An 8,071-nucleotide genomic window follows, 5' to 3' on the forward strand; every position below is an offset into this window, starting at 1 on the left:
GGCGAGGACCGGCCGCGCGGACGGGACGATCGCGTCGGGCGCGCCGAGCGCGACCACGGCGACCCCCAGGCCGAGCGCGCCCAAAGTCCACCAGAGGGCGGCGCTCTCGACGGCGTCGCGCCGTCGGCGCATGCCGCTCCTCGCGGTGGGCCGGCGCTCGCCCGTCTCGACGACGGTGAGGACCGCGCCGTCGTCGAGGTCGCCGATCGGCGACCCCGGGGCGAGCTGTCTTCCGCCCCGGCCGAGGAGCGTCTGGCGGGCAGGGTCGAGGTCGATGCGTGCAGCGTGCAGCGCGTCGGCGAGCGTGCGGTCGATCGGCACGGAGAGATCGTGACGGGACGTCGCATCGATCACGGCTATGCGCCGCCTCTCGATGACGGGGCGGGTCACTGAGCGGGGTCTCTCGACGGCGTGCCGAGCTCGGGTTCGCGGGCCGCAACGCGTCGCCTCGCCGGATCGGTCATGGTCTCAGCCGTTCCGGAAGAGCTTGGCCGAGGCGCGGTCGGACTCGACGTACCCGGCCGACATCTGATCGGCCGCGCGGGCGATGCGCTCGAGCAGATCCCGCATCTCGGAGAAGGTCGCGCTCCACGAGCGCTGCGCCCGCTGGTAGGCGGATCGGGCATCGCCGTCCCAGCTCGCCTCCAGCCGACCGACCTCCTGCTCCAGGCCGGCGAGGATCGCGCCGATACGGGCGCTCTCCGTGCGCAGCTCCGCCGCGCTGACCTCGAGAGCGAGCGGGTCGACCGAGAAGTCGTGCATGTCAGCTTCCGCCCATCATGGTGCCGAGGCCCGAGATGGTCTGCTGGTGCGCGTCCTCCGTGGCGGCCTGATCGCGTTCGGTCCCGCGCAGCGCCCCGTCGAACTCGACGAGTACGGCGGTGAGGCGTTGCGCATCCGCGCTCCACGTCGACACCAGCGACTGGAACGCCGTCGCCGCGCCTCCCTGCCAGTACGCGCTCAGCTGGTCGAGTTCGCCTCGCACGCGACCGATGCTGTCGACGATGTCGGCCCGCGCGCCCGATACGGCTTCCGCACCGCGCCGCAGCGCGCCTTCGGTGGCGCTGATCGATCCGGTCATGACTCCTCCTGTGATCGATTCATCGACGGTGACGAGACGGATGCCGGTGGCCGCGGCATCCCCTCATCGGCGAGGCGGTGATCGCCGACCGGACGCCCGCGATCACCGCCCGAACGTCAGAGCGAGAATCGGCCTGCCGACGACTTGTCGGATGACACGTAGCCCTGCGAGATCTCGGTGGTCTTGGCGGAGATCTGCTCGAGCAGGGTGTTGAGCGCGGTCAGCGACTGCGTCCATTTGCGCTGTGCGGTGTCGTAGGCGGTCTGCGCCTCACCGTTCCACGAGGCGCGGAGCTTGCCGACCTCGTTCTCGAGCTGTTCCAGCTGAGCCTTGATTCCGTTGGCGCCGGTGCGGATCTGCCCGGCGAGGGCGACGACCTGCTCGGGCTTGACGGACATCGACTGCATGATGACTCCTCCTACTCTCTGCCGACGCGTGCGTCAGCTGCCCATGATCGACGAAAGACCGGAGATGGTCTGCTGGTGGGACTCTTCTGTCGCCGACTGGTCGCGCTCGGTGCCGGTCAGGGCCGACTCGAGCGTCACGAGCACCTCGTTCAGCTTGCGTGTCTCGTCGTCCCATCGGGTCATGAGCTGGGTGTACGCGACGGCGGCCGCGCCGGTCCAGAAGCCGCGCACCTGCTCGATCTCGCCACGGACGAACTTCACCTGCTGGTCGATGCCGGCCTTCGCGGTGTTCACTGCCTCGGCTCCGCGCTTGAGCGCGCCTTCCTCGGCGGAGATCACATCTGCCACGTCAACCCCCTTCATTCATTGACTGGATCGGAGTGGGGCTCCCGTGCGGTGGTCGTCACCGTGATCGAGCGCCTCGGGTCCGACGGTAGCCATCGGCCCCCGCGCACGGGGCCCGATCCGGCCATTGTGGATAGTTCGTGGATGAGAGTTCTGTCATCTGGATCCGGCTCCTCGCAGTCATCCCCAGGCGCATTCGAGGGCTTCCACGCCGCGGCTACACTGGCGGCGTCGTGCGCGGGCACGACGGATGACGGCAACGAGGGGGAGCGCACCGGTGAGTCAGAGCGTCGTCGCCTCGCGGGCTCTCGTGCGCGTGTCGGTGCAGTGCGAGGGCCGCCGGCTCGACATCGGCATCCCCGCTCAGCTGCCGCTCATCGAGCTGATGCCGGGCTTCGCGCGCAGTCTCGGCGTGCTCGATCCGACCATGACGCACGCGGGCTATGCGCTGCAGCGCGCGGACGGCACGGTGCTCGACGTCGCGCGCGGGGCGACGGAGCAGGGTGTCGACGACGGAGACCTGCTCACGCTCGCCCGCGGCGGTCTGCTCGCTCAGCCGCGCGTCTACGACGACATCGTCGAGGCTGTGATCGACGCGACCAGTTCACAGCACAGACCCTGGTCGCCCCAGGACAACGCACGCACGGCGCTCGCCGCGTCCCTCACGCTGCTCGGTGTGTGCGCGGCGCTGCTGCTCGCAGCTGGCCCCGGGCTGGGTCTCGGTGCGATCGTCGCCGCGGGAGGCGCGGTCGTGCTCGTCGCCGTCTCCGCCGTGGTCGGCCGCCTCGGCCAGAGCGAGGCGGGGCACGGCCTCGGCATCGCCGCGGCCCTCTTCGGTGCTCTCGCCGGATTCCTCGCGGTGCCGGGGACGGAGATCTGGACGTGGCCCCTCGCGGCCGCGGGACTCGGTGCGGTCGTCATCGGCGGCGCCTCACTCGCCTTCCAACCCGACCGCCCCGAGATCCAGCTCGCCCCCCTCGTCGCGGGCGCCGCGGTCGGCGTCACCGCGACGCTCGCCGCCGTGCTGCCGGTGGACGCGGTCGCCGTCTACGCGGTGATGGTCGCGGTCGTGGCGACGCTCGGCAACGGGCTTCCCTGGCTCGCCCTCAGTTCGACGCGCATCCGGGTCATCTCGCCCCAGAGCGACGCCGAGGTGTTCGCCGCGCCGACACCGATCGACGGTGACGACGTTGCGCGGCGCATCGCGGCGGGCCATCGCGTGCTCGTCGCGAGCCGTCTCGCGCTGGGCATCGTCGCGCTCGCCGCGACACCGCTCGTGGCGGCCGCGAACGCGGCCGGCGCGGCGCTGTGCGCACTCGCGTTCCTCGGCATGATGTTCCCGTCGCGCCAGTCCTACGCGCGCAGCGCGGTGTTCGCGATCATGGCGCTCGGCACCGTCGGCCTCGCCGTCACGGGTATCACGGTGACCGTCGGCCAGCCGGCGCTTCGCCTCGTCCTCCTCGTCGCGCTCATCATCGCCACCGCGGTCGTCGTGACGATCACGGTGCTCGCGCCGCGCGCGCGCACCCGGCTCGCACGGGTCGCCGACACGATCGAGCTGATCATCCTGGCGGTGCTGCTGCCGCTCGGGGTGATCGCCGGCGGATGGGTCTGACCGCGTGGCGACCAAGAGCGACCTGATCGAGGCGCAGAACTTCTCGCGCCGCCGCCTGCTCACGGCGTTCACGAGCGGTGCCCCCGAGGGGAAGGAGCTCGAGCCCGCCGCGCCTCTGCGCGCCGTCATCGCCGCGATCGCCCTCACCGCCGCGGTCGTGCTCGCCGGAGTGTTCTACGGGCTCATCCAGCCGGGGCTCCCGAGCGGCTGGCAGAACGGCAAGCTCATCATCGCGAAGGACACCGGCGCGCGCTACGTCACCGTCGACGGCGTGCTGCACCCTGTGCTCAACACCGCCAGTGCGCGTCTGCTGATGCCGGCCGGGCAGTTCGACGTCATCAACACGAGTCAGTCGAACCTCGCCGACATCCCCCTCGGCTCGACCGTCGGCATCGTGGGCGCGCCCGATCAGGTGCCTGCGGCATCCGCTCTCATCGACACCGGCTGGACGGCCTGCCTCGCCGACGCCGCCGGCATCGCCGTACAGCTCGGCGAGGCACCGGCGGCCACCGCGACAGACCGGGCCATCGTGGTCGACGCGGCCGGCGGCCGGTACGTCGTCGCAGGCGGGACGAGTCACCTCGTGGATGCCGCGTCGGGCGACGCCGTGCTGCGCGCCGCCGGGATCGCGGCGAGCACGCCGCGCGCGGTGAGCGTCGACTGGCTCAATCTCTTCACTCCGGGGGCCCCGCTTGCTCCACTGACCGTGACGGACGCGGGCGACCAGGTGCTTGGCACGACCCTGCGCGTCGGGGACGTCATCCACTACTCGGGAAGCGCCGAGGACGATCGCTTCCTGGTGCAGTCGGATCACACTCTCGCCCCGCTCAGCCCGCTCGCGTGGCAGCTGTACCAGCTCGGCAGCGGGGCGAAGGCCACCGACGTGAAGGACGTTCCCCAGTCGGTGAGCTCGGGACTCCCGACCGCGAAGGAGCCGGCGGGCGGCGCCGACTGGCCCGCCGCGGGATTCACCCCCCTCGACGCGGCGTCGCGGCCCTGCGCGCTGCTCGCGAGCGACGGACAGGCGACGCGCACCGTGCTGGCCGCCCGCGCCGCGAGCCTGCCGGCTCCGGCGGGAGTGAGTGTCGCCGCCGGTCACGGTGCGCTCGTCAACGCCGCCGGGCGCGGCGATCAGTCGAGCGGCCTCGACACCCTCATCGACGCGACCGGCACCGCCTACGCGCTGCCGGGCGCCACCGAGCAGACCCTCCAGCGTCTCGGCTACCAGGCGACCGACGTGACGACGGTCACCAAAGCCTGGATCCCGTTCTTCCTCACCGGGCCGGCGCTGACCGAGTTCGGGGCCGGCGGGGGCACCGAGGGGCAGCAGCTCTCGCCGAGCCCGACGGCGACCGAGGTCCCGTGACGGCGGGCCGCGGCATCCGTGCGGTCGTCGGCGTCGCGCTCGGAGCGGCGCTGCTGGCCGCGGCGACGCCCGCGGCGGCGATGGGACGAACGGATGCCGCGTTGGCGCGCCCGCTCGCGACCGACACCGGGGAGTGCACCGCCTCGACGCGCATAACCGACCCGGTGAAGGCGCTCGGCGTGCTGCAGAGCGGCGATGCCTGGCAGATCACGCAGGGCGCGGGAGTCACCGTCGCCGTCGTCGACTCGGGGGTCGCGGCGAACCCGCACCTCGATGGCGCGATGGCCGGCGCGATCGACCTCGTCGGTGACGGCGCCGGTGCGAACGCGGACCTCAACGGCCACGGCACCGCGATCGCAGGTCAGATCGCCGCGCGCCCCCTCGACGGCTCCGGTGTCGAAGGCCTCGCCCCGGCGGCGCGCATCCTGTCCGTGCGGGTGTTCGCCGGCACCGAGTCCGACCAGGTGAAAGCGGATTTCGGCCCCTCGGTCGCCCGTCTCGCCGCGGGCATCCGCACCGCCGCCGACAACGGCGCGCAGATCATCAACGTCTCGATGAGCACCGCGACCGATGACCCCGGTCTGCGGGATGCGGTGGCATACGCGGCATCCCGGGGCAGCCTCGTCGTCGCGAGCTCGGGAAACCGCGACAACCAGCTCGCCATCGAGGAGAATGCCGCCGACGGTGCGCGCTACCCGGCGGGCGATCCGGGGGCCGTCGGCGTCGCGGCGACCGACCTCAGCGGTGTCGTGACGGACGCGAGCATCCACGGGCCGCACGTCGCCCTGGCTGCGCCCGGCCAGGACATCCTCACCACCTCCACCCAGGGCGGCGACTGCATCTACGTCTCCGACAAGCCCGCCACGAGCTTCGCGACCGCCTACGTGTCGGCTGCGGCGGCGCTCGTCGCCGCGGCCTACCCGCAGGAGACGCCGGCTCAGTGGGCCTATCGCCTCGAGGTGACCGCTGTGCGCGCGAATCCCGACCAGCGCACGGATGCCGCGGGATGGGGCACGATCCAGCCGTACGAGGCGCTCGTGATGGTGCCGGGTGCGGGCGTACGCGGGCCGGTGAGCCCTTTCGTGTCGGCGGAGCCGGTCGTCAGCGAGACGCCCTCCGCCGCGGTGAGCGTCACCGCCCGGCCCCCCGCGAACAGCGAGGCGGTGTTCGTCGGGGTGATCATCGCGGTCCTGGTCGCTGCCGCGCTCGCGATCGTCGGCACCCTCGCGGTGCTGCGCGGACGGCGGTGTGCCGGACCACACGAGCGGACGTCGTCGCTTCCGGCAGCACACGCGAGCCACGGGCTCTACGGAGATCCGCCGGGCGGGCGGTGATCGGCGGCATCCGCCGGATCGCGTCAGCGGCCCGGTTCGAGTCGCAGCGCCATGTCGCCGAGGCGGAACTCGCCCGTGATCTCGGCCACCGTGTGCGCGGCCAGCGACTGCACGGATCCGCGGGCGTCGACGAGGCTCGTGCCGTTCGTCGACCCGATGTCGCTCAGTGACCACCGGCCCGCGATGAGGCGCAGCGCGGCGTGCTGCGTCGACACCGTGCGGGTCGCGTCCGCGATGGCGAGGTACTGCACCCCGGCCTCGTCACCGGACGGATGACGCCCGATGATGACCCGATCGGACGCCACCGCGTACCGCTCCCCGTCGGCGGTGACGATCCACCAGGCGGCCGCCGTCGTTCCGTCGCCGGGTGCCACGGAACGCCGCGAGCGTCGGCGGAGCGGCAGATCGGCGACGTCGGTGGGGAGCACCGACGGCAGGTCGTGCGAGGCGGGAACCGCGTCGACCACCTCGGCGGCAGCTTCGGATGCGGGAGGTGTCTGGGCGGCGGGAGCCGCGACCGTCGGCACCCCGGCGGCGTGCGCCCGCGGGGTGCCGGCGGGGGCGAGCGGAGTGGCGCCGGGGGCAGCGAGCGGCGAGCCCCCGGGGGGAGCGGGGAGGCGAGCGGCATCGGCCGCCGGCACACGCTCGCCGATCAGGCCGACCATCACCGCGGGCGTGTCATCGTCCTCGTCGTCGGTAGGGGTGCGTACTTCGGCGGGTGGGAGCGGGGCGCGGGCGCCGACGACCATCGCCCAGACCGGTGGGAGGAGGGCGCCGATCACCGTCGTGCCGACGCCGAGTCCGAAGCGGGCACCGACGCGGTGTACCGCCCTCACGTGTACGACGTAGCCGTAGACGTTCACGACCGGGACGAATGCGAGCACCGCGAGCGCCGGCTCGAACCGGGCCAGGCGCAGCAGCTCGGCCTCGTTGCCCACCGGGATCCAGGCCCGCCAGCCGTCCGCGTCGACCGCTCGGAAGACCCGCGACAGCCCCGCCGCGTACCACGCGTGCAGGGTCGCGGCCACGACGACGAGCGTCGCGACGATCACGACCGCGACGACGAGGGAGCCCGCGGCATCCGTCATGTCTCTCCCCCCGATCAGCGTCCGGCGCGCTCGACGTTACCGGGCGCGATGCCCCCGAACGGCACTGTGCACAGGCCGAACGGCGGATGTCTCGACCCGCGACCCCGCTGCGCGCGGAGCCGGCGCGACGTAGCGTGGGGGCATGAGCCTCGAACGCCCCGTCACCCCCGACCCGTACCCGCTGCTGCCCGCCGTGCCGGCCTTCACCGTCACGAGCGCCGACATCACCGACGGCGCCCCGCTCGACGACGCGCAGGTCGCCGAGTTCGGCAACACCTCGCCGCAGCTCGCCTGGTCGGGCGCCCCCGAGGGCACCCAGTCGTACGTCGTGACGTGCTACGACCCCGACGCGCCCACCCCGTCGGGGTTCTGGCACTGGATGCTCGTCGATCTTCCTGCCTCGGTGACCTCGCTCGAGCGCGGCGCCGCGGCGGCCGCGCTGCCGGAGGGTGCCTTCCATCTGCGCAACGACGCCGGCCAGCCGGGATTCATGGGTGCCGCGCCGCCTGCCGGCGACCAGGTGCACCGCTACTTCTTCGTCGTGCACGCGGTCGGGGCGCCGACCCTCGGCATCGACGCGGATGCCTCACCCGCCGTCGCCTCGTTCCAGCTGGCGTTCCAGACCCTCGGCCGCGCGATCATCCACGGCACGTACGCGCACTGACCGGCGGCATCCGTGCCCGTCGGCGGCGCGGCACGCGGTCCGGCGGTCCGGCGGTCCGGCGGCCGCCGGTCGCCGCCCGAGCCGGCCGAGGTCGGTGAGACGGCACGTTGCGCGACGCGTGCGCGGCCGTGCGCCGCGCAACGTGCCGTGCGACAGCGCGCGGTGCTGCTG

Annotated in this window: 10 protein-coding genes; 4 read left to right on the forward strand and 6 right to left on the reverse strand. The window is 73.0% G+C overall.

Annotated features, from left to right (window positions below; all coding sequences use genetic code 11):
• The 5 genes from RR49_RS00425 to RR49_RS00445 all read right to left on the reverse strand — a co-directional run.
• On the reverse strand, positions 1–321 hold a 321-nt coding region (locus RR49_RS00425), incomplete at its 3' end, for a hypothetical protein (protein ID WP_157013125.1).
• A 147-nt stretch (positions 322–468) separates the two neighbouring features.
• Complete coding sequence (locus tag RR49_RS00430; RefSeq protein WP_045245769.1) at positions 469–762, reverse strand: WXG100 family type VII secretion target; 294 nt, start codon at positions 760–762, stop codon at positions 469–471.
• A gap of 1 nt (position 763) precedes the next feature.
• Complete coding sequence (locus RR49_RS00435) at positions 764–1,081, reverse strand: WXG100 family type VII secretion target (protein ID WP_045245771.1); 318 nt, start codon at positions 1,079–1,081, stop codon at positions 764–766.
• A 116-nt stretch (positions 1,082–1,197) separates the two neighbouring features.
• Entirely contained in the window at positions 1,198–1,488 is a 291-nt protein-coding gene (locus RR49_RS00440) for a WXG100 family type VII secretion target (protein WP_048809499.1), read from the reverse strand.
• A gap of 33 nt (positions 1,489–1,521) precedes the next feature.
• Positions 1,522–1,836 carry a WXG100 family type VII secretion target gene (locus RR49_RS00445; RefSeq protein WP_045245778.1) on the reverse strand — a complete coding sequence of 105 codons (315 nt, stop codon included), beginning with the start codon at positions 1,834–1,836 and terminating at the stop codon, positions 1,522–1,524.
• Between the two features lie 274 nt (positions 1,837–2,110).
• Between RR49_RS00445 and eccD the strand changes: the two genes are divergently transcribed.
• From eccD to RR49_RS00460, 3 genes are read left to right on the forward strand one after another with little or no spacing between them, the layout of a single operon-like run.
• Positions 2,111–3,448 (forward strand): type VII secretion integral membrane protein EccD, encoded by a 1,338-nt coding sequence (gene eccD / locus RR49_RS00450; protein WP_045245773.1) that lies wholly within the window; start codon positions 2,111–2,113, stop codon positions 3,446–3,448.
• A 4-nt stretch (positions 3,449–3,452) separates the two neighbouring features.
• A complete protein-coding gene (gene eccB / locus RR49_RS00455) occupies positions 3,453–4,814 on the forward strand; it encodes a type VII secretion protein EccB (protein WP_048809500.1) in 1,362 nt (453 codons plus the stop codon).
• The gene (locus RR49_RS00460) at positions 4,811–6,148 is read left to right on the forward strand and encodes a S8 family serine peptidase (protein ID WP_048809501.1); all 1,338 of its coding nucleotides are present in this window, start codon (positions 4,811–4,813) and stop codon (positions 6,146–6,148) included. The genes eccB and RR49_RS00460 overlap by 4 nt, the downstream gene beginning before the upstream one ends.
• 23 nt (positions 6,149–6,171) lie before the next feature.
• Here RR49_RS00460 and RR49_RS00465 read toward each other — a convergent pair whose 3' ends face one another.
• Positions 6,172–7,236 carry a DUF5684 domain-containing protein gene (locus tag RR49_RS00465; RefSeq protein WP_045245775.1) on the reverse strand — a complete coding sequence of 355 codons (1,065 nt, stop codon included), beginning with the start codon at positions 7,234–7,236 and terminating at the stop codon, positions 6,172–6,174.
• A gap of 142 nt (positions 7,237–7,378) precedes the next feature.
• On the opposite strand from RR49_RS00465, the gene RR49_RS00470 reads away from it, so the two are divergent.
• Positions 7,379–7,900, forward strand: coding sequence for a YbhB/YbcL family Raf kinase inhibitor-like protein (locus RR49_RS00470; protein ID WP_045245776.1), 522 nt, complete (start codon positions 7,379–7,381; stop codon positions 7,898–7,900).
• Positions 7,901–8,071 lie beyond the last annotated feature (171 nt).

It is taken from the genome of Microbacterium ginsengisoli (assembly GCF_000956535.1).
Taxonomy (GTDB): domain Bacteria; phylum Actinomycetota; class Actinomycetes; order Actinomycetales; family Microbacteriaceae; genus Microbacterium; species Microbacterium ginsengisoli.